The sequence below is a fragment of the Bartonella sp. M0192 genome (assembly GCF_016102305.1).
GTDB classification, from domain to species: domain Bacteria; phylum Pseudomonadota; class Alphaproteobacteria; order Rhizobiales; family Rhizobiaceae; genus Bartonella; species Bartonella apihabitans.
Genome location: NZ_JACFOU010000001.1, coordinates 1127285 through 1151621, shown reverse-complemented (window position 1 = coordinate 1151621; position 24337 = coordinate 1127285). Strand labels below are relative to the sequence as shown.

23 protein-coding genes are annotated in these 24337 nt (G+C 45.0%); 8 read left to right on the top strand and 15 right to left on the bottom strand.

Going from position 1 to position 24337, the window contains the following annotated elements; genetic code table 11:
• Positions 1–162: 162 nt before the first annotated feature.
• The 8 genes from H3S82_RS05050 to H3S82_RS05015 form a co-directional block, all read right to left on the bottom strand.
• On the bottom strand, positions 163–1584 hold the full coding sequence (locus tag H3S82_RS05050; protein ID WP_198232248.1) for a HAMP domain-containing sensor histidine kinase: 1422 nt from the start codon (positions 1582–1584) through the stop codon (positions 163–165).
• Complete coding sequence (locus H3S82_RS05045; protein WP_198232247.1) at positions 1581–2267, bottom strand: response regulator transcription factor; 687 nt, start codon at positions 2265–2267, stop codon at positions 1581–1583. The genes H3S82_RS05050 and H3S82_RS05045 overlap by 4 nt, the downstream gene beginning before the upstream one ends.
• A gap of 76 nt (positions 2268–2343) precedes the next feature.
• On the bottom strand, positions 2344–3846 hold the full coding sequence (locus tag H3S82_RS05040; protein WP_078039276.1) for a Do family serine endopeptidase: 1503 nt from the start codon (positions 3844–3846) through the stop codon (positions 2344–2346).
• Positions 3847–4000: 154 nt separating this feature from the next.
• Complete coding sequence (locus H3S82_RS05035; protein WP_198225052.1) at positions 4001–4471, bottom strand: cytochrome c-type biogenesis protein; 471 nt, start codon at positions 4469–4471, stop codon at positions 4001–4003.
• Positions 4471–6453 (bottom strand): heme lyase CcmF/NrfE family subunit, encoded by a 1983-nt coding sequence (locus H3S82_RS05030; RefSeq protein ID WP_198232246.1) that lies wholly within the window; start codon positions 6451–6453, stop codon positions 4471–4473. The genes H3S82_RS05035 and H3S82_RS05030 overlap by 1 nt, the downstream gene beginning before the upstream one ends.
• Positions 6443–6937, bottom strand: coding sequence for a cytochrome c maturation protein CcmE (gene ccmE, locus H3S82_RS05025; protein ID WP_198232245.1), 495 nt, complete (start codon positions 6935–6937; stop codon positions 6443–6445). Before ccmE ends, H3S82_RS05030 begins: the two co-directional genes overlap by 11 nt.
• 19 nt (positions 6938–6956) lie before the next feature.
• Positions 6957–8111 (bottom strand): c-type cytochrome biogenesis protein CcmI, encoded by a 1155-nt coding sequence (gene ccmI, locus H3S82_RS05020; protein ID WP_198232244.1) that lies wholly within the window; start codon positions 8109–8111, stop codon positions 6957–6959.
• A gap of 99 nt (positions 8112–8210) precedes the next feature.
• Positions 8211–8618: an RT0821/Lpp0805 family surface protein gene (locus tag H3S82_RS05015; protein ID WP_077970860.1), complete on the bottom strand. Its 408-nt coding sequence runs from the start codon at positions 8616–8618 to the stop codon at positions 8211–8213.
• Positions 8619–8855: 237 nt separating this feature from the next.
• Between H3S82_RS05015 and H3S82_RS05010 the strand changes: the two genes are divergently transcribed.
• The gene (locus tag H3S82_RS05010) at positions 8856–10223 is read left to right on the top strand and encodes an LLM class flavin-dependent oxidoreductase (protein WP_198232243.1); all 1368 of its coding nucleotides are present in this window, start codon (positions 8856–8858) and stop codon (positions 10221–10223) included.
• Positions 10224–10359: 136 nt separating this feature from the next.
• Here the strand turns inward: H3S82_RS05010 and H3S82_RS05005 are convergent, their stop codons facing one another.
• The 3 genes from H3S82_RS05005 to H3S82_RS04995 are packed head-to-tail and all read right to left on the bottom strand — an operon-like array spanning position 10360 to position 12745.
• Positions 10360–11814 (bottom strand): ATP-binding protein, encoded by a 1455-nt coding sequence (locus H3S82_RS05005; RefSeq protein ID WP_078039270.1) that lies wholly within the window; start codon positions 11812–11814, stop codon positions 10360–10362.
• 13 nt (positions 11815–11827) lie between these two features.
• Positions 11828–12493, bottom strand: coding sequence for a response regulator transcription factor (locus H3S82_RS05000; RefSeq protein ID WP_077970857.1), 666 nt, complete (start codon positions 12491–12493; stop codon positions 11828–11830).
• 21 nt (positions 12494–12514) lie between these two features.
• Positions 12515–12745, bottom strand: a complete 231-nt coding sequence (locus H3S82_RS04995) for a hypothetical protein (RefSeq protein WP_198225064.1) — start codon at positions 12743–12745, stop codon at positions 12515–12517.
• 337 nt (positions 12746–13082) lie between these two features.
• Here H3S82_RS04995 and H3S82_RS04990 point away from each other — a divergent pair, with 337 nt between their 5' ends.
• From H3S82_RS04990 to H3S82_RS04980, 3 genes are read left to right on the top strand one after another with little or no spacing between them, the layout of a single operon-like run.
• On the top strand, positions 13083–15248 hold the full coding sequence (locus H3S82_RS04990; protein WP_198225066.1) for a transglycosylase domain-containing protein: 2166 nt from the start codon (positions 13083–13085) through the stop codon (positions 15246–15248).
• Between the two features lie 32 nt (positions 15249–15280).
• Positions 15281–15877, top strand: a complete 597-nt coding sequence (locus H3S82_RS04985; protein WP_198232241.1) for a DUF1214 domain-containing protein — start codon at positions 15281–15283, stop codon at positions 15875–15877.
• The gene (locus tag H3S82_RS04980; protein ID WP_198232240.1) at positions 15870–16403 is read left to right on the top strand and encodes a hypothetical protein; all 534 of its coding nucleotides are present in this window, start codon (positions 15870–15872) and stop codon (positions 16401–16403) included. Before H3S82_RS04985 ends, H3S82_RS04980 begins: the two co-directional genes overlap by 8 nt.
• Positions 16404–16408: 5 nt before the next feature.
• Here the strand turns inward: H3S82_RS04980 and H3S82_RS04975 are convergent, their stop codons facing one another.
• The 3 genes from H3S82_RS04975 to H3S82_RS04965 all read right to left on the bottom strand — a co-directional run bounded on the left by H3S82_RS04975 (position 16409) and on the right by H3S82_RS04965 (position 19031).
• On the bottom strand, positions 16409–16756 hold the full coding sequence (locus tag H3S82_RS04975; protein ID WP_078039266.1) for a DUF1491 family protein: 348 nt from the start codon (positions 16754–16756) through the stop codon (positions 16409–16411).
• 234 nt (positions 16757–16990) lie between these two features.
• Positions 16991–17932 (bottom strand): peptidoglycan-binding domain-containing protein, encoded by a 942-nt coding sequence (locus H3S82_RS04970; protein WP_198237120.1) that lies wholly within the window; start codon positions 17930–17932, stop codon positions 16991–16993.
• Positions 17895–19031 (bottom strand): HAMP domain-containing sensor histidine kinase, encoded by a 1137-nt coding sequence (locus H3S82_RS04965; RefSeq protein WP_198232238.1) that lies wholly within the window; start codon positions 19029–19031, stop codon positions 17895–17897. The genes H3S82_RS04970 and H3S82_RS04965 overlap by 38 nt, the downstream gene beginning before the upstream one ends.
• 309 nt (positions 19032–19340) lie before the next feature.
• On the opposite strand from H3S82_RS04965, the gene H3S82_RS04960 reads away from it, so the two are divergent.
• Together H3S82_RS04960 and H3S82_RS04955 are read left to right on the top strand one after the other, a co-directional pair.
• Positions 19341–19838, top strand: coding sequence for a DUF5330 domain-containing protein (locus H3S82_RS04960; protein WP_188317766.1), 498 nt, complete (start codon positions 19341–19343; stop codon positions 19836–19838).
• A gap of 148 nt (positions 19839–19986) precedes the next feature.
• Positions 19987–20412: a SufE family protein gene (locus H3S82_RS04955; RefSeq protein ID WP_078039263.1), complete on the top strand. Its 426-nt coding sequence runs from the start codon at positions 19987–19989 to the stop codon at positions 20410–20412.
• A gap of 134 nt (positions 20413–20546) precedes the next feature.
• On the opposite strand, the gene H3S82_RS04950 is transcribed toward H3S82_RS04955, so the two are convergent.
• Positions 20547–20984 (bottom strand): MucR family transcriptional regulator, encoded by a 438-nt coding sequence (locus tag H3S82_RS04950; protein WP_078039262.1) that lies wholly within the window; start codon positions 20982–20984, stop codon positions 20547–20549.
• A 414-nt stretch (positions 20985–21398) separates the two neighbouring features.
• On the opposite strand from H3S82_RS04950, the gene msrB reads away from it, so the two are divergent.
• Together msrB and H3S82_RS04940 are read left to right on the top strand one after the other, a co-directional pair.
• Positions 21399–21818 carry a peptide-methionine (R)-S-oxide reductase MsrB gene (gene msrB / locus H3S82_RS04945; protein ID WP_077970834.1) on the top strand — a complete coding sequence of 140 codons (420 nt, stop codon included), beginning with the start codon at positions 21399–21401 and terminating at the stop codon, positions 21816–21818.
• 31 nt (positions 21819–21849) lie between these two features.
• The gene (locus H3S82_RS04940) at positions 21850–23937 is read left to right on the top strand and encodes a S9 family peptidase (protein WP_198232237.1); all 2088 of its coding nucleotides are present in this window, start codon (positions 21850–21852) and stop codon (positions 23935–23937) included.
• Positions 23938–24337 lie beyond the last annotated feature (400 nt).

Sequence of the window (24337 nt, the reverse complement as noted above, 5' to 3'; positions counted from 1 at the left end):
TATTTCCAGCTTTTTCAGCGGACTATCCAATATCTATCGGAAACGATAGAAAACCATTTGCTTCAAACTGGCAATGACTAACGCAGATTTTGATGTAATGATTGACCGTTTTTAGAAATCCGGAAGTTATCCGCTTTTAAAATCCTTCGAAAACAACGTTTTTTAGGAGAGTTTTTTCAGATCTGTTTTTTCTTCCGCCAATTTTGGAAAAGACAAAACCGCTTTCAGTCCAGGATTAGCATCCTCGAGCATAAGCTCACCACCATGAAGTTTCATGACTGCTTTTGCCAAACTCAGACCGATTCCGAACCCCGGCTTGGTCCGGCTATCTTCCAGTCTTACAAACCGTTTGGTGACCCTTTCCCTATCTTCGGGATTAATACCGGGGCCATTATCACTGACAATAATTTCGATATGATCATCATCATCACTCATGGACAGTGATATTGTCGGTTTCCGTTTACTGCTCGCACCATATTTGACCGCATTGTCGATCAGGTTGATCAAAGCCTGAGCCAGAAGTTCCCGATTTAACAACAAATTTACGTCGAACGTTTTTCCCATCTCGAATTTGACACCGGCATCCTCGACAACCGGACCATAGAGTTCGGCGACATCTTCGACAATTGGTCGAGCGTCGAGTTTCTCCAAATGCTCGACAGCAGTGCTTGCTTCAATACGAGAGATCATAAGAATAGCGTTGAATGTACGGATGAGCTGGTCCGATTCAGCAATAATTGCCTCAAGAGTCTGGCGATAATCAACATCTTTATCACGCCGTGAAAGCGCCTCGTCCGCGCGGTTCCTCAATCTTGTCAAAGGTGTTTTTAAATCATGGGCGATATTGTCAGAAACCTGCCGCAAGCCGCTATTGAGCTCTTCTATGCGTTCCAACATAATATTCAGATTGTGAGAAAGCCTGTCAAACTCGTCACCGGCACCGGTAACAGGAAGTCGCCCGCTCAAGTCACCCGACATAAGGCGTTGTGACGCTGCGGTTACCTGATCAATACGTTTCAACGCCCGCCTGCCGACAAAAAACCAGATGAGCAATGCACCGACGGCCATAGCCGCAAAGGCAATCATCAGTGCTTTTCTTATAATGGTGATGAATTTTTCCGGCTCGCTTATATCACGCCCCACCAGTAATTTCATACCGTTCGGCAAATCGATAACGGCTGCAATAGCACGGTGTTCGGTCTTATCTCCGTTGTCGCCAAAACGCGAATAAAATACCGAATTCTTGAGGAAGCCGCTCCCGTTCAAAAGTCCCGGTTCAATATTTTGCACGTTACCTGCCAGAAATCTTCCCTGAGGATCGGCCACAAGATAAAGAAAAGCGCCCGGTTGACGCGACCTGCGGTCAATCGTGCGCACAAGAAGAGGTAATCCGCCATGTTGATAGGCGTGCTCGATATTTGCGATTTCTTCATTCAAAGTCTTTTGGGTCTGATCGGTCAACATAGAAATGGCAAGCGATGTCATATAGATCGAAAGCCCTACAGCAACCAGCCCGAAAAGAATGATATAAAGGGCTGACAAGCGCACCGCCGTTGTGCGCAACAAGCTTTTGATCCTGTTCATGATGGCTTATCGACCGCTTTCAACATGTAGCCGGCACCACGCACCGTTTGAAGGAGTGGTGTATCAAAACCTTTTTCAATCTTTGAACGAAGTCTCGAAATGTGAACATCAATTACATTTGTTTGAGGATCAAAATGATAATCCCAGACATTTTCAAGCAACATGGTACGCGTGACGACCTGACCGGCATGGCGCATCAAATATTCAAGGAGACGGAATTCGCGGGGTTGCAGGACAATATCCTGTCCGGCACGCTTTGCCGTGTGAGCCAGCCGATCAAGTTCGAGATCGCCTACCCGATAAATCGTTTCCGCTTCTTTGGGATTTTTGCGTCTCTGCAAAACTTCAATACGGGCGAGAAGCTCCGAAAAAGCATAGGGTTTTGTAAGATAATCATCACCACCAGCACGCAAACCGGTTACCCGATCATCAACCTGTCCCAATGCCGAAAGAATAAGAACCGGCGTTTCGATGCCTTTGGCACGCAATGCCATAATAACGGAAAGCCCGTCCTTTTTCGGCAACATTCGATCGATGATCATAACATCATAATTGCCGTTTTCTGCCAGTGTCTCTCCTGTTTCACCATCACCGGCAACATCGGCAGAATGACCGGCCTCACTCAAGGCCTTTTCAAGATAGCGTGCTGCTTCACGATCATCTTCGATAACAAGAACTTTCATAAAGGGCACCTCTCTTTGCTCAAACAACGTTTTGCTATGGCAAAAATTTGCCATAGCCTTTCTTGTTGGTTAAAGCCTATTTGTTGGCAATTGGCAAAGCAACAAAGCGATTTTGGCCATTGCTTTCGACTTGTAACAGAACAGCCGTGCGACCTGATTTCTTTGCTTCTTTTATAGCATCAACAAATTCGGAAACCTTTTTAACCTGACGGTTATTGACCGACATAATAACGTCGCCGGGGCGTATTCCCTTCTCTGCCGCGTCGGAATCGGGATCTATATTGGTGACCACCAGACCCGGACCATCTTCTGATGGTGTGACTGTCAGACCATAATCATCAAGAGTTTCTGACGAACCGCTCTCGCCGTTTGGAATGACCTTTCCGTCACTTTTGTTCTCGTCTTTCGGCATAGCGGCAATTTTGACCTTTATATCGGTTTGTTTGCCATCTCTCCAAATGCCAAGCGTTGCTGTTTCACCCGGTGTAATATTGGCAATATGGCGAGCAAGATCACGAGCATCAGCAACCTCATCACCATTGACAGAAATAATTGCATCACCGGCTTTAACACCTGCTTTTGCCGCCGGCCCATCAAGCGGATCGGCAACCATTGCACCTTTGGCTTCTTTCAAACCGATCGAATCGGCGATTTCTTTAGTAACGGGTTGAATTTGAACACCAATCCATCCGCGTTCGACCGAACCTTTTTTAATGAGCTGGTCAACAACCTGTTTTGCGGTCGAAGAAGGAATAGCAAAAGCAATACCGACATTGCCACCGGAAGGGGAGAAAATCGCTGTATTAATACCGACAACCTGACCATTAAGATTAAAGGTCGGCCCGCCGGAGTTACCACGGTTAACGGCCGCATCAATCTGGATAAAGTCATCATAGACACCGGCGCCAATATCACGTCCACGTGCCGAGACAATACCGGCTGTCACTGTTCCGCCAAGTCCGAACGGATTACCGACAGCCACAACCCAATCGCCAACACGCACTTTTGAATCGTCGGCAAAATCAACATAGACGAATTTGCGCTTATCATTGACTTTCAACACAGCAAGATCGGTACGTGGATCTGTTCCAACCAACTTGGCATCAAGCTCGGTTCCATCATCAAGGACAACGGAATAAGTGGTGCCGTCGGAAACAACGTGGTTATTGGTGACAATATAACCATCTTCCGAAATAAAGAAGCCCGACCCCTGCGCTATCGGCCGCGGTTTTCCACGCTGCCCCCGACGATTTTGGGGACGTTGGTGTTCATTAAAATCTTTGAAAAAGCGTTTCAACGGATGATCGTCAGGAAGCTGATCTATTCCCGGGCCACCGAAAAAGCCGCTAAAAGCCTGTTCTTCATTTTTTTTGTCGCTTTTAACCTGAACGGAGACAACTGCGGGTTTCACCTGTTCGACAACATTGGCAAAGCTTTGTTGCTGCACACCTTCAACAAATACCGGCTTGGCTTGTGCACTATTGAAAGAAAAACCGGGACCCGCAAAAAACATTGTTCCCGCCAAAGCCGTTGACACGGTAATTGCTGCCAACGTTTTGCGAATAGGGGAAATTTGCATTCTTATAAACTCCTTTGAGACTGCGCTTTAACGCATATGTTGACGGAAAGATAAGATGTCAAACCTTACCATCGCCTGTCCATTTTATTAAAATTCTGTAAGGTTGCGAAAAATTTGCAAGTTTTAAAAATTAAAAACAAAAAAGCCTTGATAATTATTGCTTATTCGATCGCATGATTTCGTCAAGACGTTTCTTTTCGGTTTCGCTCAATGGCATCAATTTATTGTTTTCACGGTGTTTAAAGCGCCAGAAGATCAGGCTTGATGCAATTACGATGATGAACAAAGGAGCAAGCCACAAAAGGAATGTTTCCGCATTGAGACGCGGTTTGAGTAAAACGAATTCTCCGTAACGAGCTACTAGATAGTCAATAACCTCACTATCGCTGTCACCAGCCTTCAGCCGTTCCCTCACAATCAGCCGCAAGTCTCGTGCAAGCGGTGCGTTGGAATCGTCAATCGATTCATTCTGGCAGACAAGACAGCGCAAATGTGAGGAAATATCGCGTGCGCGCTGTTCAAGTGCTTGATCTTGCAACACTTCATCAGGCAACACGGCCAACACGGCACTGTTCATAAAACATATGAAACAGAAAGCAGCTAATAGTCGTGAAAAAAACCGCATCAAGCCCTCTTTTCCGGTCGTTTGCTCCGTGTTGCAGCGCGTTTCGGGGCTCCGACACGAAGCCTGCGATCCGACAACGAAAAAATTCCGCCTATCATCATAAACACTGCGCCAAACCAGATACAGACCACCTCCGGTTTCCACCAGATATGGACCACCAGACCTTTGTTATTAACATCACCCGGAGCAATATAAAGTTGCGATAATCCATAATTTTTTATGCCGGATTCGGTTGTTGGCATATTTTGCGATGGATAAAATCGCTTGGCTGCTGTGACACCTCCCAAATCCTTGCCCTCTTTCGAAACCGAAAACTGGAATTGGGTTTCCGAATAATTGGGGCCATTCAGATTACGCGCACCTTCAAGCAGGACCTTTTTGTCTGCTATCATTGCGCTTTGACCTGCTTCAATCCGCAAAATGTTTTCTTGTCCGAAAGTTGCAACGGCAACAATGCCGAATAATGTGATGCCCAACCCGATATGAGCCAAAGCAGTGCCATAATTCGACCTCGGCAATTTTCCAAGCCGCCTCAACCGAACGAAAAAGTCTGTATTTTTGGTACCGCTTTTGAACCAGAGGTCATAAAGTCCCCCAAAGAATACAAAGGCAGAAAGCCCGATTCCTAACGAGGCAAGGATTGACCGAAAAGATGTCTGGTAAAATACAATCAATGTGGCAATAATTGCCAATGCGAAAACACCTAAGAGCCGCTCGGCAACAGCAAGCATATCTCCGCGTTTCCACGCCATGAGAGGCCCAAAGGGTACCATCAATAAAAGCGGCACCATGAGGGGCCCGAAGGTCAAATTGAAAAATGGAGCTCCAACCGAGATCTTTTGTCCTGTCAATGTTTCGAGAAGCAGCGGATAGAGTGTGCCAATCAGAACAGTCGCTGTTGCCGTGGTGAGAAACAGATTGTTAAAAACCAATAGACCTTCGCGCGAAATCGGGCGAAACAAACCACCGGTTTTGAGTGACGAAGCCCGTAATGCAAAAAGAACAAGTGCCGCACCGATAAAGAAAAACAGAATGGCAAGAATGGCGCGCCCGCGTGCCGGATCAACAGCAAAACTGTGTACCGAGGTGAGAATGCCGGAGCGGACAAGGAAAGTCCCCATCAATGACAACGAGAACGTTAAAATAGCAAGAAATAGCGTCCAGATTTTCAAGGCGCCACGTTTTTCGAGAACAATTGCAGAATGGAGAAGCGCTGTACCGGCAAGCCACGGCATCAGCGAAGCGTTTTCAACCGGATCCCAAAACCAATAGCCACCCCACCCCATCTCATAATAGGCCCAATAGGAGCCGACCATAATACCGCCGGTTAAAAATACCCACGAAACCAAGGTCCATGGCCTCACCCAACGCGCCCATGCGGCATCAACACGTCCGTCAAGCAATGCCGCAATAGCGAAAGAAAAACACACTGAAAAACCGACATAGCCGAGATAAAGAAGCGGTGGATGAATAGCCAGACCAATATCCTGCAAAATCGGATTAAGATCATGCCCCTGCAAAGCCGGCGGATTAATTCTTATGAACGGGTTTGAGGTAAAAAGAATAAAGAGTAGGAAAGCCGAGGTTATAGAAGCCTGCGTCGATAAAATCAGCGCTTTCAACCGCTCGGGTAAATTACCGCCAAAAAACGCAATAAGGGCAGAAAAAAAGGTGATGATGAAAACCCAAAGCAACATAGAGCCTTCATGGTTTCCCCATACACCGGTTATTTTATAAAGAAGAGGTTTTTCTGAATGCGAATTTTGCACAACATTCAAGACTGAAAAATCGGACACCACATAAGCGTGAATTAGTGTTGCAAATGCTATGAGCACCAACAAGAAAACGAGATAGGCAAGTGGTGTAGACGCATTTATCAAACGACGGTCGGAGCGATAAACCCCGATAGCCGGAATTATGGTTTGAAATAGAGCTACAGCGAGTGCTGCACAGAGTGCAAGAGAACCGATCTCAACGCTCATGTTTCTGATAGGCCTCCCACAATCCTTGGGCTTTCAGCCTGTCAACAATATCTTTTGGCACATAAGTTTCATCATGTTTTGCCAGCACACGATCAGCGACAAAATTGCCATCGGGGGTAAAATGTCCTTCAGCAATAATCCCCTGCCCTTCACGAAAAAGATCAGGTAGAACGCCTTCGAATTTCACGTTTTCCTTGTTTGAAAAATCGGTAATTGCAAAGCTGATCCGGGTTCCGTTTTCTTTAATGACCGAACCTTTTTCGACAAAACCACCGAGGCGTAATGGCCTGCCGGATGCAATATCCTTAGCTGTTATTTCAGAAGGCATACGGAAAAAACTTGCCGTGCCTCGCATAGCATAAAGGACAAGCGCTGCAGCAACCGCGAGCACAACGAGCCCACCCAATATCATCATCAGACGTTTGGTCTTACGACGCCGCAACCCTTTCTGGATTGTCAAACGTACGGCTGTTTCATTGCTCATAATCTTGTATTCCTGACTTTCACTCTAACGCCAACCCTTGTTCTTTGGCATAAGTTTCAAGCTCTAACGCTTTATCTTTTGTAAGTTTGGATTGTCCCTGTTTTAACGCATTTCTTGCCTTTTCGGTTTCCTTCAAAACGAGCCAAGAATGAATCAATTGTTTCCATCCTTCAAGATTGTCCGGATTTTGTTCAAGTCTTTGGGCAAGTTTTCCAACCATAGCGTAAATGCCATTGTTTGTTTTATCTTGCTCGCCAACAGAACCATTTTCTGTGGGCGCGGTGGTCTTTCCATTTTCTATCAAATTGCCTTGCGAAGCTGATTGGGCTTTTGCTTTTTCCAATTCTTTGATTGTGTCTTCAACGCGTTTGCGAGCGACATTGTCTTTAACCGGACCGGAAAGATAATCTTTCAATTCTGCAATGGCTTCATCGAATTGACCGTCTTGACGGAGCGCTTCTGCAATGAAAAGGCGCGGATAAAAATCGTCGGGTGCCAGTTTTGCTGCTTTTTGAAAACTTTCTTTGGCATCTTCGTTGATTGTTCCACCATTATAACCGGCAAGAGCCATGCCATAGCCAACAAGCCGAGGGGCAGATTCTCCATTCAACCGCAAGGCACTGACATATGTATTGACAGCATCCTGAAAACGCCCCTCTACAAGATAGCCGGTTGCCAGTTCATCTGCCAATTTCCCGTCATCGGGATTGCGCGCAAAAAGCGCTTCGGTACGAACAAGCCTCTCTTCGGCAGTCAAATTTGACGGATCTTTCATCATGAGATCATTGAAAGGGTGGCTTTCAAGACCGGGGCTTCCCAAAAATAAATAACAACCAATTGTAATCAGCGGGACACAAAAAATCGCCACTGTGATGACCGTTTTTAATCCACGACTGCGTTTATTGATAAAATCTGCCTGTTTTTTTTGTTTTTCCGCAGCCAATATATTGCGGGCAAGTTCAAGACGGGCTTCTTCTGCACTTTCTTTGTCGATGAGATCTCGCTTTAGATCCGCATCAACTTCAGACAACTGGTTCTTATAAATTTCAATGTCGGAAGAAATGGAATCGACAACCGACCGCTCCTGCCCTTTTTTTCTCGGGCTACTTACGGCATAGAGCACAACCAGAGTAACGATGGTTACAAAAATAGATACAAAAACCCAGAATGTCATGATGAGTTCAATATAGAAACGTTCCAGAAAAAACCAGAACCCTTGGTATTTTCTCTCGCCAAATTGATTGAATATGTCACTATTAATTGATCAAATGTGTCAAATGAGCGGCGACCATGTTCCGTTTACATTACGACATGCACTACCATGAACCGTTTGCGGAACACCATTAATGACAAAAGAGTGGCTGTATTGGCGACAATTTTGCGATCCGACCTGATAGGGTTGACCGGGGGTGACACTTCCCGATGTTCCTTCCTTTGTCGATGTCCAGCTCACTGTTTTTCCTGCATCGGTATATTCCAGTGCTTTATATTCGGCTTCGAGTGCTTGTTTACGATCAGCCGAAGAGAGCGATTGTATGGATGCTCCCAATAATCCGTTACCCATTGTTTGTAAGATAACACGTGTATTTGCTGGAACAACAGTGCCAGCGGGTGCACGACCATGGCTGCAAGCTGATAAAACTCCTAACGAAACCAACAGGACTAGACTGCGTATATTCATGCTGACACCATCAAATTTCGCCCACCGGAGTTTCTCATATCGGGTTAAAGGCGAGATTACAAAACTTTTTTTCGTCACAAAGCGGGATATAATGTGCAGAAAAAGCAATTAAAAAACAACGGGATATTGATATTCACGGAATGTTTTATGGAATTTTGGCAACAAAATAACGTATATTCCGCATTAAAAGAAACAATTATTCTATTTTTCCCGCTAAAAATATAAGAGGACTGATCAATGCGGCGGATGTATTTGAACGCCATGGTGTTCGGTTTGGGAAGTCACATAGCTTCCTGGCGTTTGCCGGATGTCGATCCATTGGCAATTACCCGCTTGTCTTACTGGACCGATATTGCAAAACGTGTCGAAAAAGGCCAGTTCGATTCCTTATTTTTAGGAGATATTCTCGCTCTTCAGCACGAACCGAAAAACAGTGTCAGTGGTGCACTTGATACAGTTGTTGTGCTTTCGGCATTGGCTGCAACCACCGAAAAAATAGGTCTTATCGGTACTGCATCAACAACATTCGATCATCCCTATCACATAGCACGGAGATTCGCTTCGCTTGACCATATTTCAAACGGTCGCGTGGGATGGAATATTGTGACATCAACCACATTGTCGGAAGCAAAAAATTTCGGGCGGGATGTCATTGCTCCGTGTCAGGAACGTTATGCACGGGCGGAAGATGTTTTGAATGCGGTTATGGCTCTTTGGGAAAGCTGGCAACCGGGAGCCCGTATAGCCGACAAGAAATCCGGCCTTTACCTTGACCCTTCGGCTGTTCATGGTGCCAATTATACCGGTTCGTATACGCGCTCTATCGGCCCGCTTACTGTCCCGCGCTCTCCTCAGGTAAAGCCTTTGTTGGCGCAAGGCGGAGCATCCGAAATCGGACGTTCCTTTGCCGCCTGCTACGCCGATCTCGCATTTACCGTTCAATCCAATATCACTGGCGCGCGGCAATATTATCGGGATATCAAAGAACGGGCGAAAAAAAGTGGCCGTCATGATGATGATATACTGGTGTTTCCGGGAATTGTTCCGGTTATAGGAAAGACCCACGAAGAAGCGGAAGCAAAATTTAAATATCTAAATAGTTTTGCCGTTCCGAAATCGGGTATTCGCCGTCTCTCTTATATTTTTGATAAAGATTTGTCAGAATTCCCGCTTGATAAAGCTTTACCGGATAGTTTCCTGAAATTGGCCGATGAGGAAAAGACACCAAGCAGGACGCGACTGATACTTGCCGATGCACGTTTACGCAAGCTTACGCTAAAAGAGATGATCGAGCGTTTCATGTGTTCACGCGGACATCTTCTTGTCGTGGGCACACCGGAAGAGGTAGCCGATACAATGCAAGAGTGGTTTGAAAACGAAGCTGCAGACGGTTTTAACGTGCTCTTTCCTGCATTACCGATTGATATAGATGTTTTTGCCGAAACCGTAATTCCGCTTCTGGAAAAACGTGGCCTTTATAAATATCCGCAACAGGGTGAATTATTGCGAGAGCGCTACAAGTTGCCATTCCATGAAACAAAAGTCGCCCACGCAATAGCACATGGTCAGTATATAGCTATGAGCAGCACGAGCACACATCACTGAAATTATTCGGAGTGCAATGATTTCCCTATCCGGAAAATTGGCATCTCATGAGGATATTTGCGTTTATCACGTTCTCTGAGTTTTTCGAGATTAGTGAAACTGTTGAAATTGGCGAAGCCTTCGAGATTGAAGGGCTTCAAGAATTTGCGTAAGGCAGCCTCAAGGTTACGCAAAGCCCTCCAAGTTTAGAAACCGACAATTCGACATTCCCGTCATATTCGCCCACAAGTTCGGCAACGATTGAAAGGCCAAGTCCGGTTCCGGGCTTGCTTTCATCCAGTCTTTTTCCCCGTTCAAGGGCTTCATGCCGTCGGTTTGTCGGAAGCCCTGGTCCATCATCTTCAACAGAAAGTGCAAACGTCGGGTGTACAGAGCCCGCTTCCCTCATTTTGTCGTTTGCCGTTTCACACCGTAAAACGACATGTTTTCGAGCCCATTTACACGCGTTTTCCAGTATATTTCCCACCATCTCCTCGATATCTTCTTTTTCTCCGATAAAAATAATATCGGCCTCGTTCATCGAAAACGTTATTTCTTTGGAAGGATAGAGTTTACCCATAACCCTCACTAGTCGTTCCAATAATGGTCGCAATGCTGTGCGATAAATGACGCTATCGCGTTGGGCGGCAATGCGCGCACGTTGCAAATAGCGTTCAATCTGGGCGCGCATAATACCAGTCTGTTCTTTCAACAGTTTTATGCCGGAAGAAGAAAGGGCTGAATTCTTCTCGTTCAACTGATCAATTTCATTGCCCATGACCGACAATGGTGTTTTCAATGAATGGGCAAGATTTCCCACCTGAACACGAAAACGTTCGACAATACGTTGATTATTGTCAATGAGAGCATTCATTTCTCCGACAAGCGGCATAACTTCAAGTGGCAAGTCGGTATCGAGATGATTGGCTTTACCAGCGCGGATATCAGCCAATGAATGTTGTATCCGTTGCAAAGGGCGAAGACTGATATAGATTATCACCAGATTTATTAGAATACTCGCAACGCCAAACAAAGACAGATATAGAAGTAACGTTGTTTTGAATTTATCAAGACCGGCGCGTGTCTCATCAATGTTGCCCATAACCCGAAAGCGCGCAACACGGTTTTTATTATCCAGAATAATGTCGCTTTCCACAACCCGCAAATGCTGGTTATCCGGCCCGTTGGTCCGATAGGAGCGGAAAAATTTCGGGTCGAAAGGTTCGGTTTTTTCACTTGGAGAAGAGATCTTGCGTGCCCCTAAAGATGAAGACGTCAATCTGCCCTTCAAATTTCCCGATAGGGCAACAACTTCCCAATACCAGCCAGAGGATGGGTCAGAATACCGGATATCTCCCAATTCCGGATTTCCCTGTAATTTTCCCTCAGACGAGACACTGACTGCCGAAATCAGACTATAGAGATGGGCGGTTAAAATCCGTTCCATATAATCATTGTTGGATTGGCGATAAAATACGAGACTGACAACGGAGATAAATGCCAATGCCGCGATAATCCACAAGGTCAGAAATACATTGACGCGCAGCCCCAGCGATTTACTAACGGTTTTAAAAAGAAGCTTAAATCCGGTCTCGCCCTTGACTGTTTTCATCAGAAAACCACCGCTATTTTTCCGGAGACTTCAAGCGGTATCCCATACCGCGGATGGTTTCTATGACATCAACCCCGAGTTTCTTACGGAGCCGCCCGATGAACACCTCTATCGTGTTGGAATCTCTATCAAAATCCTGATCATAAAGATGCTCGGTCAAATCGGTTCGTGAAATAATCTCCCCCTGATGGTGCATGAGATAGGATAGAAGGGCAAATTCGAGCGAAGTCAACTTGATCTGATTGTCATCGACTGTAACACGCGATGTCTTGGTATCAAGCACCACAGGGCCACAAACAAGTTCACTCGAAGCATGACCTGAAGCGCGTCTGATCAGTGCACGCAGACGTGCCAGAACTTCTTCCATGTGAAAAGGTTTTGTCACGTAATCATCGGCACCCGCATCGATACCGGCAACTTTGTCCGACCAACGGTCACGGGCTGTCAAAATCAATACCGGCATTGACCGTGAATTTTCGCGCCAATGTTCGACGATACTGATACCATCCATTTTCGGCAAACCGATATCAAGAACAACCGCATCATAAGCTTCTGTATCGCCGAGAAAATAGCCCTCTTCCCCGTCATAAGCATGATCCACGACATAGCCTGCACTGTTGAGTGCTGCAACGAGCTGGCGGTTGAGTTCCCGATCATCCTCTACCACGAGAATTCGCATGGATTATTTTCCGGCTCAATTCTAATTAGCGGGAACAGCAACTTCAACGCGACGCGGCTTTTCACCATCACGAGCAGGTATCAGCACAATGACCACGCACGTATTGCCATTTTGTGTATCAAGTGTAGCGCGCGCCAAAGTTCCGCCCTGCTCTGTTGCAACACGCTTTCCCACTTCTGTACAATCGGCTGCATGGGCTGTTGTTATGCCGGCAAGAGATGTCATAATTAAAAAAAACAGATATTTTTTCATGATAGTGCACTCATACCCTATTTAATCTGAATATAAAATGAACAAACCCGTTATTTACTGTCCGATCCATCCAACATTCTATAATTCCTTAAAAAACCGCTTTTTGCAAATTACGGTTGTTGTTTCTCTATAATATTAGGAGAAATGCCCATTTTTCAATGTGATCACAATGCGTCGGGTTCAATTGAAAAATTGTTCGATTGCGATCTTAACCTTTCACCGTATTTTAATCCTAAAGAGAGAAAAAACTGTTTCGTTCCCTGGTTCGGATAAGATAATATAAAAGCTCGATTTATCGTTGGTTTAACAACGTATTCATTTACACGGATTGCGTTTCATGTTCGGTTTCAAAAAAAATCATAACAAAAATAAAAGGAAGCGCTTCCGTAGCCCACGTCTCATCGAACTCGACTCGCTAATCGATACGGGTTTTTACCGTCTTCGCAGCGGCCTTGCCACCTTCTGGGAAAATGCGACAATCATTTCACGTCGCTTTCGTGTACGTGGCTTTAAAAGATTGCTTGTCGAAATTCTCGACGAAGGATTAACTCTTGGTCTCATCGGTTTTGCCATTTTCACGTTCATCGGCGTTTCTGTTTTTACATTGACAAAAAAGGACTGGCATTCACCGGAAGATTTTGCCGTCAATTTTCTTGACAGGCACGGTAATTACATCGGAAGTCGCGGTTCTTTACATGGTGAACCGGTACCGATTGAAGAAATGCCCGATTTTGTCATAAAAGCCGTTCTTGCAACGGAAGACCGCCGTTTTTTCGAGCATTGGGGAATCGATTTTTACGGCCTTTCACGGGCATTTAGCCAGAATTTACGTGCTCACGGGGTGGTTCAGGGTGGTTCCACGCTTACTCAACAATTAGCCAAGAACCTTTTTCTGAGCAACGAAAGAACGCTCGAGCGCAAGATCAAGGAAGCATATCTGGCTATATGGCTCGAAGCCAATCTTTCCAAGAAGCAGATATTGCAGCTTTATCTTGACCGCGCTTATATGGGCGGTGGCGCTTTCGGCATTGCCGCCGCATCGCGGTTTTATTTCGGAAAAGATATTCGCGACGTTTCGCTTGCAGAAGCTGCAATGCTTGCCGGCCTTTTCAAAGCACCCGGCAAATATGCCCCCCACGTCAATTTGCCAGCCGCACGGGCACGCGCCAATGTGGTATTGTCCAATCTTGTTGACGACGGCTTGATGACGGAAGGTCAAGTTATCGGTGCCAGACGTCACCCTGCAAGTGTTGTAACAGAACTGGATAATAACGAGCCAAACTATTTTCTTGATTGGGCTTTTGACGAGGTACGCAAACTCGGCAATAAATTGCCCAATCATAATGTCATTGTGCGCACCACGCTTGATCAAGGCATCCAGAAAGCAACCGAAGAATCAATTGAATATCATCTTCAGCAATATGGCCCACAATATAAGGCTACCCAGGCAGCAGCCGTTATTTTGGACAATGACGGTTCGGTACGGGCAATTGTCGGCGGGCGTGACTATCAACAAAGTCAATTCAACCGTGCGACCCAAGGCGGAAGACAACCGGGTTCGTCTTTCAAACCTTATGTCTATGCTGTAGCCATGGAACGCGGGCTCACCCCGAAGACAATCATTTCGGATGCGCCGATCAATTGGGGCGGCTGGTCTCCTAAAAACAATTCCGGACGTTATAGCGGCAATGTCGATCTTGCGACTGCTTTGGCTTTTTCGATCAATACAGTACCAGTTCGTATTACATATCAATATCTTAACCGCGACACCCAGCCGATCCGCGACCTTATTAAAAATATGGGTATTGATGCCAATATTTTTTCTCATAAAACCATGGTACTCGGCACGTCCAACATGACACCAATGGATCAGGCAACCGGTTTTAATGTTTTTGCAAATGGCGGCATGGCAGGCAACCGTCACGGTTTTACACAGGTCATGACGACCGACGGCAAGGTCATATGGGACTGGTCGCGTGATGGTGATAAACCTCACCGTGTCATGAGTGCCCAATCTGCAGCCTATATGAACCAGATGATGGTGGGCGTAACCACACGTGGCTCGGGAAAACGGGCGCAATTGCCAATGACGCTTGTTGCCGGCAAGACAGGAACATCGCAAGCTTATCGTGACGCATGGTTTGTCGGTTTTACCGGAAATTATACGGGCGCTGTGTGGATGGGAAACGATGATTTTTCCTCAATGAACCGTGCTTTTGGCGGTGTCGTTCCGGCGATGATGTGGGATCGCATTATGCTTTACGCCCATCAGAATATCACAATCAAACCGCTATTCGGTGTTGAAAATTCAATTCTTTCCAATGCAAAAAAATCTAAAGACGATAATGCAAACGAAAATATCGCTCCTGATCTTCCGCAAGTGCTATCCCCCGGTTCATCAAAAGTCATTCAATCGCTTATCGACGAGTTTCAAAAAGCTCCGCTTCTGACACCGACAAGTTCGGCGCATGTTGTTTCATCTTCAACAAGTCAGATACGCTAAGACAGATAGATCGGGAACAGGACAGTCAATTTATGTTTTATCGTATATTTCTCGTCATTTTGAGCCTTGTTATAGCAATTGGCGGAGGAGCATGGAGTGTCAGCTATATTCTTGATACATTTGACGGCTTCGGACGATTAAAAATTGGCCAATGGGAAGCCTATCCGCTGGCTGGAACCGCAGAAGCAGACGCTTATGCCCGCGCCAGAGCTGCTAGACGCGGCGACATTTCTTTAGGGCGAACCGAAGGACTGGTTTTCCAGCTTTGGCGGGATAACCGCAATCATCCTCTAAAAAGTCAATGCACCTACCAACTGAAAGGCTTTTTACCTGAAACCAGATTATTTACTCTCTATGCGGCCGATCATGAACTGCGCGCGCAATGGATTGACGACAAACTTCCTACCGAATTGTCGAGCAGCAATGTCATCTGGAATCCGGACGGGACATTAAGTGTTCTTATTTCCCCGAATGCCCAGCCAAGAAACTGGCTGGCGACCCGGGGCAGAAGCGAATATGGATTGATATTGACACTTTATGATACGCCAATTGTTACCTCGACTGCCCTTCAGAAACTGGATATGCCTTCACTGAAGCTTGTTCCGACAGGAGGGCGCGATTGTGACTAAACTGATCTATGCATTGTTGGTCGGAATTGTCGGCGCCGTTATCGTGCACATTTGTGTGGTATTGATGGTGCCCCATTTTAGCGAACTCAATATTTGGAAGCGGCTCGACGTTGCCGACAATAAATATAATTTTGCTCCCCTTTCCAAAGATAATCCGATTGTTGTTGCGAGCGATCCTTTGTTCCGTTTAAGGGCATGTCGTTTCAATCTGGATGACGGCCCTGTCCATATTATGGCTGAAGGAACAGCGCCTTTCTGGTCAATGTCGGTTTATGATCGCAACGGAATGAATTTCTACAGTTTGAACAATCATACCATGCCGAACGGAAAACTTGATCTGGTGATCGGCAATCCGGGACAAATCATGGAATTGAAACAGTCAACACCCGTTGATGCGGAAAATTCTGTTCTTGTTGGCGAAGATCTAAGCGAGGGATTTGTTATCCTGCGCAGTTTAAAAATGAAAATGACCAATGTTGACGACGACTTTATCAATCATGTCCATTGTCAGACACTCGACTATTAGGTGTTTTATGCATCCACCGTATTAAAAGGCAATGTCAAAGGATTATAATTTTCGAATTCGACCAACCACAAATCGGCATCAAATTCCAATTCTTTTTCGAGTTTCTCGACAGCAACTGTTTCTTCAACGTCAGCCAGAATTTTAATAAAACATCTCTCGTCGCGGTCGGACTCTTCTGTATAAAAGCTTTGCGGCGCCGGTCCATAAAGATCGACGTGCCCATTTGAACCGCGATCAAGAATAAAAATTGTACCGGCTTCATTGGATCCCCGACGGGTTAGATAGGCAAAACCGCCTTCTGCGCGAACCCTTCGCATCAAGGCTGCGGTCCAGAAATCCGATGTCAAACGCATTCATTACTCCGCAAAATTATACAAAATGATTATAATGATAAAGTCCGGCAGAGAGGAAACAATAGAGCTTGTCGACCGTATTCTACCTTCTAATCATTCTTCCAGGCAAAAGCGACAATCCTTTGATAAACAATATCGAATATCGAACAAAAATTTCGAGTGGTTAATAAAGCTTTCGGCGTCGAAAAACATGTTTCAGACCGCAATTATTCTCACCACTCAAGGTTGTTCCTATTAACCTATGAGGCCGATATCCTTCATCTTGTCAATCACTTCCTGATTGATCTTACCGGTAACTGTCAGACTAAACATTTTTTGAAAATTTCTTAATGCCTCCGCAGTGTTCTCATCTTCGGTACCGGTGACCACAACGTGATCGTCGCCAAAAGCTCTCAAACCAGCCTGAACACGCATAACATCCGCCGTATTCGCTTTGAAATTATTGGCCGCATTATCGTGTTTTGCTTCGCCATTCGGGGCGTTTGTTTGCGGTATCGTCATTCCGGTAACCACATTATTTGCCTTGGGGGCAGACGGAATAGACGTCTTCGGGTCGGAGAGAGACTGGGTCGTGACGTGATCAACATTATCATTCTTTGATAATGCTCCGCTAATGAGCGAGGCAATATCGTCATGTTGTTTTTGACTTTCCCCTTGACCGCTAACCGGTTTTGAACTTTGCCGCCATAAAGCTATAGCGTTTCGCGTTTTCGGACCATCCAGCCCGTCAAGCGGACCATCATAAAGGCCCATGGCTGCAAGTTTTTTCTGAATATCCAGCAAATTTTCGGGGTTATTATCGGGTAAAGTTTTAATCTCATTCGGGGCAACATTTGACTGAGGTGATGAAGATGTTGCTACCGTATCAGAAGTTGTATTCGACGATTGCGCTGCTTTTTCAGGTGCATTCTGAATTGTCGCATTTGTATTCTGGTTTACAAGAGGCCGTGTCTGGATAAAAACTGTTCGTTGGCTCGCACTTTGGTAAAACAGCGCGTTGAAAGTAACAAAACAAAATCCGACCACAAATAGAAAAAAACCGCAGGCCATAAGCGGATTCTTGCGAGCGTGACGGAAAATCCACCCGGCAAATAGACGCAGCAAATGACCCAATCCGGCAAGAATCGATAAAAGAAGGCTATGCCGTTTTGCGGTTTGGTTTCGTAGTCTTACCATTGTTCCCAAGTTGTGTTTCTGGAGTTAAAATATATCCGTTGTTAGCCGCCGCTTCGCTGCCAACAATATCGATTTTCGAGGTTTGAATTGAACCGGCGGAATTTTCCTGCATAATAGGCAAAAGCAACCTTACCCTTGTGCCCTTGCCTTTTTCGCTTTCGAAAGTGATCTGACCTTTGGCTCGTTTGACAAGATCGAACACCATTGCCAACCCTAGTCCGACACCTTCGATTTTACAGGCAACAGCATCAGACGCACGCAAAAATGGCAACCCCAGACGAGCAATATGTTGCTCATCCATTCCGATGCCGTCGTCTTCAACTGTAATTTCACAATATTTATTATCGAGAATGGCGATCGTAACGCCGATATGTCCATCGTCACGGCTATATTTGATGGCGTTGGATATCAAATTGAAACATATCTGGCGGAACGATAATGCATCAAGACAGCAAGCAACCGGTGTTGCAGCCCCCTTGACCGCTATTTTCCTGTGACCATGGAGCGGTAAAGTCAGTTCCAATGTTTCGGTCAATATACTCCCGACAGAGCATATTTCGGAAACAATATCATCCGTCGATCGGTCACGGTCCTTCAATGTCTTATTAACAATATCAAGCAGGTGATTACCGGCTTTTTTTATCATTGCGATATATTCATGCCGCTTGGTATTTCCCTTGTTTTGTTGATCAAGATAATCAAGCAAATCGGCAAAACCCAATATTGCATTCAACGGTGTGCGCATTTCATGGGCGGCCTGCGTAAAAGGTGAAACCGCATTCATACCCAAACTGCCGATTTCCTTGCTATTGGCTTCTATAGCAAGTGCAATCGAATTCTCGTGAACCGACAGACAATGAATCAAAACCGAAATAAATCGGGTGCGGTCACGGCCATTCATACGAATTGTTATAGGCGAGGCCAGACGGTTTTCCCGGACATCTGCCAAAAATGACAGAAATATAATGCGATCATTGATATGGACATGGTCAGACAAAGCTTCGCTTTGCTTGAGACATCCCAAAAAACAGTCTGGCAAGGCATTTTCCAGCACCGTGCCCTGACTATTTACCTTTAGAATAGCATTCAATGTTTCCATTGTTCCGATTTACACCTTGTTGTTTTCAGCACTATCAAACCCTTTCGGGTGTGGCATTGCCGATCAAAAACAATTTTTCGCTTGTTTGATGCTAATCTGACGACAACTTTTTAATGAAAAGATAATAAATAGATCATGGTGCAATGTTGCGTTATCTGTTTGCCATTATGGTTAACAACTTCACAGATAAAGCTCGAAAAATTAGAAATTTAACAGGCGAAATCCTGTTTCTGTAAATATTTCGTCAATCATAAATGGTTAGTCTAGGCTTCATCCTGCTTATTTGTAACTGCGTTATGTCGGGGCGTCATGATACGTTTTCTTATCAAGTCATTCTGTTTTCTTACCCTTTTTCTGGTCGTCATATCTTTCTTTGGAACTTCCGGAAAAAATAACGGATCCCAGCCTGATCAATATATGAACACTGTTGAAGCATTGTTGGCGGTAAAAGATACAGTCAATGACCTCGGTAATTTTTGTGAACGTAATTCAGACACCTGCGAAACCGGAAAAACATTTTTTGGTTCTCTTGGCGAGCGCGCGCGTGACGGGGCACGCATTGCTTACGAATATCTCGACAGAACATTCGGAAGCGACAAAGGTGAAAACAAGCTGCCACCTGAAAATATCAATACCGGTTCGATAACGCCGGAAAATGACCACGAGGATCACTTGAATAAAGTCGATAATAAAAAGGTCGACAACAAAAACGGGTCAACCAAATCTCTGACATCTTCCAATACCGGTCATAAACAACCGGCGGAGCCGGAGGAGAAAAAAATGCACCCGTCGCAGAAGCCCCAATAAACGGGTTGTTTTTTCAGAAGCGGTTGTTCCCGACGTTTTGATGTGATGCCGGAAATGATTATGCCGTTAGAAAATTTACTTTTTTTCTAAAACGGAGTAAATGTTCCAGCGTAAATTCAGACATCAAAGACAAAGCAGACAAATAATAATGACCGATTCAATTGACGATATTCTGGAAAGTTTTTCTCTCCTTGATGATTGGGAAGATAGATACCGCTATGTCATTGAACTTGGAAGAGAGCTTCCGCCCTATCCGGAAGAATCACGTGATGAAGCCCATAAAGTTCCCGGCTGTGTGAGCCAGGTCTGGCTCGTTACCGAACATGGTTCGGGGCATGATCCTGTTATGACCTTTAAAGGTGATTCAGACGCTCATATTGTGCGCGGTCTGGTCTATATCCTCATTACTTACTATTCAGGAAAACGGGCATCGGAAATTCGTGATGCCGATATTGAAAAGGTCTTGAAAACATTGGGTCTTGACGAGAATTTAACGCCCCAACGTTCAAATGGTTTACGCTCCATGGTCGAGCGTATTCGTCTTGAAGCTGAAAATACATTAAAGAACCAATAAGTTAATCCGGCATCCCCATTTGGAAGTGCGTTCCATTCAATCTCTGATTGAGTAAGCAACCACTTTCTAATCGATTAAAAAAAACGGGCGCATTAATCAATGCACCCGTTTTGTTTTTCACGCTGAAAACAATATTATTTCGATTTTCTTTTGCCGGGTTTACGGCCTAATCCCATTTGTTTGGCAAGGGAAGAACGGGCTTCCGCATAATTGGGCGCAACCATTGGATAATTAGGATCCAGGTCCCACTTCTCGCGATACTGTTCCGGAGTAAGCTCATAATGTGTCATCAAGTGGCGCTTGAGTGACTTGAACTTTTTACCATCTTCCAAACAGATAATGTAGTCGGGGAAAACCGAACGCTTCGGGTTGACTGCCGGCTTCTGTTTTTCAACTTCCGCTTCGCCAGCTGTTTCGCCACCCGCTTTAACAAATGCAGCGTGAACGTCTGCGATTAAACTCGGCAATTCGCCTGGTCTGATTGAGTTATTGCCGACATAAGCAGCTACTACATCAGCAACCAGTGTAACAATGAAATCGCTCTCATTCTCGCTGACGGCTTGATCATCCATCTTCTTATCCTTTTTATATTTTACTTATGTTATTCCAGCCTGCTTTTTTGCAAAGTAGCAAGCAAATGTTGACTTTCATATAGCTAGGTAAGAAACCTTGTCAATTACAAATGGGAAACAATTCTATAAAATAAAGGTTCCATACTGATATAACATTTATTTTTGCGTTTTTTGTCCGACCACTGCAAGTTGTCTTGAACAAATATATTTAAATTAAGGCACTTTGTCTCATTTTTACCATTATATCGGTAAAAACCGACACATCATTTCAGTATAAATTGTATTTCTTACACATAGATACCATATAATGAAAGTGACCGCTAATTTGATTGACTTTTAGCAGCAATTGTTTCGACTGTCAAAGCTCTTAGCCCACTTAATCTGTAATATGTTTTGGTTCAACAAGGATAAATTATGGCGAAGCCTCATCATTTCAAAGTAAACAAGTCTGACGAAGAATGGCGTAAAGAACTAACGCCGACACAATATGAAATTACTCGTAATCACGGTACCGAGCGGGCTTTTTCAGGCCCGGAATTCGACACGTCGAGGCCTGGAACATTTTATTGTGTATGCTGCGGAAAACCTCTTTATCGCTCTGAAACGAAATATGAATCCGGTAGCGGTTGGCCGAGCTTCTTTCGCCCCATCAATGCCGATGCCGTCGTCTTGCAGCAAGATTACTCCCACGGCATGGAACGTACCGAAGTTTTATGTGCAGATTGTGGTTCCCATCTCGGTCATGTTTTTCCTGATGGTCCCGAGCCTACAGGATTGCGTTATTGCATGAACGGTTATTCTCTGAAATATCAACAAGACAAAACAGAAAAGTGATCAAACCAAGAACTATATTTCAGGATCGATAATGACCGAATCAATAATTTTTCCACCCGAAACAAAAAAAATTGACCATTCAGAAGAGCATCACGGCATTATACGTCACGACTTCTACAATTGGTTACGAGCAAAAAACTGGCAAGATGTTTTTAAAACCCCTACTTTGCTTGATAAAGAAATCCGTGCCCATCTGGAAGCGGAAAATGCTTATCAAAAAGCTCAGATGGCCGATACAATAGGCTTACAAAAACAGCTCTTTGCGGAAATGAAGGGGCGCATCAAGGAAGATGACAGCTCGGTTCCGGTAAAAGATGGCCCCTATGCTTATGGTGTTTCGTTCACGACCGGAGGTGAACAACCGCATTATTTCAGAACACCACGTGGCGGCGGAAAAGCGAGCGTCTATGTCGATGGCGATGCATTGGCCAAGGGGAAAGATTATTTCCGGCTCGGAGCTGTGCAACACTCTCCGGACCATAGTAAGTGCGCATGGACTTATGACGACAAGGGGTCCGAATTTTATACAATAAAGTTACGCGACATGACTTCGCTCATGGACACTACAGAAAATATCATCAATACTTCCGGCGATGTTGTGTGGGACGCCAATTCTGAAGGTTTTTTCTATACCAATGTTGATGAAAATCACCGTCCATCAAAACTCTACTATCATAAGATCGGAACAGACCAGAGCGTTGACAAGTTAATATTTGAAGAAAAAGATCCGGGCTTTTTCCTGGGCGTCGGCGGATCCTCTCTCAACGATGTCATTTATATTGATATTCACGACCATGAAACTTCGGAGGTTTGGCTTATTCCCGCAAAAGAGCCGATGGCCACACCGAAATGCGTCAGAAAACGTCAAAAAGGCGTTGAATATAGTCTTACCGAAGGCGGCGATATTTTTTATATTCTGACCAATATAGATGGTGCCAAAGATTTCAAAATCATGTCGGCTCCTTTTGACAAACCGACCGAAGAAAATTGGATCGAGGTTGTTCCTCATCAACCATCAAGGCTTATTCTTGCCCATGATGCTTACAAGAATTTTCTTGTCTGGCTTGAACGACGCGACGGTCTTCCCAGAATTGAGTTGCTTGATCGTCGTGACGGATCGATACATGCGATTGCGTTCGAGGAAGAAACATATTCTTTAACGCTTCACGGTGCAGCAGAATATGACAGCGAGACAATCCGTTTTGCTTATTCGTCTATGACCACTCCGTCCGAGCTTTATGATTATGATATGACGACGAGACAGCGCGTCATGTTAAAACGGCAAGAAGTGCCCTCGGGTCACGAACCGAAAAATTATATAACACGCCGTTTAATGGCCAAGGCCGAAGATGGTGCCGAAATTCCCATCTCACTTTTTTATCATAAAGATACAAAACTGGATGGCAGTGCCCCTTGTCTTCTTTATGGCTATGGAGCCTATGGAATTTCTATTCCGGACAGTTTCAATAGCAATGCATTATCTTTGGTCGATCGCGGCTTTGTTTACGCCATTGCACATATCAGGGGAGGAAAAGAAAAAGGCTTCGACTGGTATGAAAAAGGAAAACACCTTTTTAAACTGAATACTTTCACCGACTTCATTGCCTGCGGACGTTTTTTAGTGGCCAATCATTTCACTTCCCACGACAGACTAATTGCAGAAGGCGGGTCGGCTGGTGGCATGTTGATGGGTGCGGTTGCCAATATGGCTCCTGAAGATTATGCCGGAATCGTCGCTATTGTTCCGTTTGTCGACGTATTATCGACAATGCTTGACGCCACTCTTCCACTCACACCTCCCGAATGGCCGGAATGGGGAAATCCCCTTGCATCAAAGGAAGATTACGAGCTGATAGCCTCCTATTCTCCTTATGATAATGTTCGTGCACAAAATTACCCGGCCATTCTTGCCATGGCAGGTCTCACAGATCCGCGGGTAACCTATTGGGAACCGGCGAAGTGGGTTGCCAAATTGAGGGAATTTGCAACAGGCGACAATCCGATTTTGCTCAGAACAAATATGGATTCCGGTCACGCCGGTGCGTCAGGACGCTTTTCACGTCTTGAAGAAAGCGCTTATATCTATGCTTTCATCCTTAAAGTAGCAGGAAAGATTTAGGCCTTCTGTTATTGTTTTGAAAATTACCGGATTAAAGGCGGCTTACCTGATCTTTCATATTTCTTGAGAGCGGGAGCCGCCTTGCCACCGGATATTTTTCCTGAATTCTTCGTTGCACAAAATTTTTTTAAGAATTGGTTGTTCTCACAACTTTACCTGAATTTTTTGTTATCCTTTGTCACCAATGGTGGAGGAGGCAAAAAAGTGCCTGCAACTCCAATCAGAATATTCATGCTTTAACTATTATCCGTAACCATATATTTTTTTAAGCAGTATGAACAATGCACTTGTCTATTGCTCATAGAAATACCAAATGCTTTCTTATAGCTCTTTTGAAAGGGTGCTGTTTTGAAAGGCAACATGAAACCTCTCCGCATTTTTATGGAATAGCGACCGAATG

Excerpts from the sequence above, each read along its gene's own strand:
- H3S82_RS04970 (WP_198237120.1), bottom strand. The coding sequence starts at position 17,932 with ATGGTAAGACTACGAAACCAAACCGCAAAACGGCATAGCCTTCTTTTA.
- H3S82_RS04975 (WP_078039266.1), bottom strand. The coding sequence starts at position 16,756 with ATGCGTTTGACATCGGATTTCTGGACCGCAGCCTTGATGCGAAGGGTT.
- H3S82_RS04990 (WP_198225066.1), top strand. The coding sequence starts at position 13,083 with ATGTTCGGTTTCAAAAAAAATCATAACAAAAATAAAAGGAAGCGCTTC.
- H3S82_RS04955 (WP_078039263.1), top strand. The coding sequence starts at position 19,987 with ATGACCGATTCAATTGACGATATTCTGGAAAGTTTTTCTCTCCTTGAT.
- ccmI (WP_198232244.1), bottom strand. The coding sequence starts at position 8,111 with ATGACATTCTGGGTTTTTGTATCTATTTTTGTAACCATCGTTACTCTG.
- H3S82_RS05010 (WP_198232243.1), top strand. The coding sequence starts at position 8,856 with ATGCGGCGGATGTATTTGAACGCCATGGTGTTCGGTTTGGGAAGTCAC.
- H3S82_RS05040 (WP_078039276.1), bottom strand. The coding sequence starts at position 3,846 with ATGCAAATTTCCCCTATTCGCAAAACGTTGGCAGCAATTACCGTGTCA.
- H3S82_RS05035 (WP_198225052.1), bottom strand. The coding sequence starts at position 4,471 with ATGCGGTTTTTTTCACGACTATTAGCTGCTTTCTGTTTCATATGTTTT.
- H3S82_RS05015 (WP_077970860.1), bottom strand. The coding sequence starts at position 8,618 with ATGAATATACGCAGTCTAGTCCTGTTGGTTTCGTTAGGAGTTTTATCA.
- H3S82_RS05050 (WP_198232248.1), bottom strand. The coding sequence starts at position 1,584 with ATGAACAGGATCAAAAGCTTGTTGCGCACAACGGCGGTGCGCTTGTCA.
- H3S82_RS04985 (WP_198232241.1), top strand. The coding sequence starts at position 15,281 with ATGTTTTATCGTATATTTCTCGTCATTTTGAGCCTTGTTATAGCAATT.
- H3S82_RS04960 (WP_188317766.1), top strand. The coding sequence starts at position 19,341 with ATGATACGTTTTCTTATCAAGTCATTCTGTTTTCTTACCCTTTTTCTG.
- ccmE (WP_198232245.1), bottom strand. The coding sequence starts at position 6,937 with ATGAGCAATGAAACAGCCGTACGTTTGACAATCCAGAAAGGGTTGCGG.
- H3S82_RS04950 (WP_078039262.1), bottom strand. The coding sequence starts at position 20,984 with ATGGATGATCAAGCCGTCAGCGAGAATGAGAGCGATTTCATTGTTACA.
- H3S82_RS05005 (WP_078039270.1), bottom strand. The coding sequence starts at position 11,814 with ATGAAAACAGTCAAGGGCGAGACCGGATTTAAGCTTCTTTTTAAAACC.
- H3S82_RS05030 (WP_198232246.1), bottom strand. The coding sequence starts at position 6,453 with ATGAGCGTTGAGATCGGTTCTCTTGCACTCTGTGCAGCACTCGCTGTA.
- H3S82_RS04995 (WP_198225064.1), bottom strand. The coding sequence starts at position 12,745 with ATGAAAAAATATCTGTTTTTTTTAATTATGACATCTCTTGCCGGCATA.
- H3S82_RS04965 (WP_198232238.1), bottom strand. The coding sequence starts at position 19,031 with ATGGAAACATTGAATGCTATTCTAAAGGTAAATAGTCAGGGCACGGTG.
- msrB (WP_077970834.1), top strand. The coding sequence starts at position 21,399 with ATGGCGAAGCCTCATCATTTCAAAGTAAACAAGTCTGACGAAGAATGG.
- H3S82_RS05045 (WP_198232247.1), bottom strand. The coding sequence starts at position 2,267 with ATGAAAGTTCTTGTTATCGAAGATGATCGTGAAGCAGCACGCTATCTT.
- H3S82_RS04940 (WP_198232237.1), top strand. The coding sequence starts at position 21,850 with ATGACCGAATCAATAATTTTTCCACCCGAAACAAAAAAAATTGACCAT.
- H3S82_RS05000 (WP_077970857.1), bottom strand. The coding sequence starts at position 12,493 with ATGCGAATTCTCGTGGTAGAGGATGATCGGGAACTCAACCGCCAGCTC.